The 1,293-nt window shown below is 47.1% G+C and carries 2 protein-coding genes; both read right to left on the bottom strand.

Annotated features, from left to right (window positions below):
- Nucleotides 1-118 precede the first annotated feature (118 nt).
- Nucleotides 119-775 carry a Ku protein gene (locus P378_RS18415; protein WP_099084221.1) on the bottom strand — a complete coding sequence of 219 codons (657 nt, stop codon included), beginning with the start codon at nt 773-775 and terminating at the stop codon, nt 119-121.
- A 219-nt stretch (nt 776-994) separates the two neighbouring features.
- Nucleotides 995-1,204, bottom strand: coding sequence for a hypothetical protein (locus P378_RS24575; protein WP_476588342.1), 210 nt, complete (start codon nt 1,202-1,204; stop codon nt 995-997).
- Nucleotides 1,205-1,293 lie beyond the last annotated feature (89 nt).

Here is a 1,293-nt window from a genome sequence, read left to right as displayed (position 1 = left end):
GGACTACCTGTTATACCTCAATTATAAGGAGATTTTAATCATTTTTACAGGATATTGCTGGAAAAACAATGATTTATTGGTTTTTTTCTAGAATTTTAGATATTGACATTTTGGAAATTTATTTATGCAACGCTAGTGACATCAAATCCACTTTCCGTCCTGATACCCTGCCAGGATGAGGGCGCCCAGGCTTCTCTTGACCTCCCCCTTTTCCCAACCGCAAATAGCCCACTCCGCGGACTGCACCAGCCGGACCTTTTCCATGCAGGGGATCTTTTGCCCGGCAGAYAAGGGCTGTCCAGGCGCTTAGCACCATGCCTTCCAAGCCGGCGGCAGTCACTGCCCGGTAAAAGTCAACGCCGGATCCCACCACATACTGGGAAATGATAAGATCCGGACCTYGCTCAACGATCTCCTCCAATAGTTGTTTTCTTTCCCGGGTGGTCATRCCCATCACATTTTCTCCCGCTTTGTACAGCACATCAAARGCGATAAATGTGGCCGGGATTTGCCGGGACAGCCTTTTAACTTTAAGAGCATCAGAAATCTTACCCCGGGTCTGCAGCGCGCTGAAGGACGGTTTGCCGTCCTGGAGGATTTTCTCATTGGCCACCTCTGTATCACAATAGGGGCAGTAACGACGGTATTGAATGGGTGTCTTGCATTTCTCGTGCAGGTAATTAAATTTAATATTTTTCTTTTCCGTGGCGGCATACATTTTCACCGGCACATATACCAGTCCGAAGCTTACGGCACCTTTCCACAAGGGTCTCATGCTGACTTCACTCCAGTGTTTTTTTGTTGTAGTATGCCCGTTCTTTATTGATCAATTACCGGCCGGTGTCCAAAAAGAACAACCACCTTTGACAAATGTCCTGCTAAAGRCCAGCTTGTCTTCTTTCAACAAAAAGCTCACGCCGATAACCCCAACAAGGTTATAAACGCGAGCCTGACGGCCTTTTTAGTTGAATCAGCAACACAAAGAACCCGAAATTTAAAGAAACTTCCTGYTTCCYTTTTCTCCGTCAAAGGTRAACAGGGCRGGTTTGTTRTCRATCYTGGTTTCCAGATGGACCGGCCTGTTCCAWAGTTTATRMACATGGACCARCGTCTTCTCCAAATAYTTGATGTCCAGTTCCCTATCCTCAAAGACGTGACGCAGATACAGTTCCCCCCGTTTGCCATAATCCCCGTCTTCCACCATAATTACCGGGAAACCGCAGTTGGTCATGCTGTGAACCAGGTGATCCCGTACCTTTTCCCAKTTTCTCGACGATTTTCCAGTTCGTGGCC

The organism is Desulforamulus profundi (genome assembly GCF_002607855.1).
This window is presented reverse-complemented; position numbering and strand designations above follow the sequence as displayed.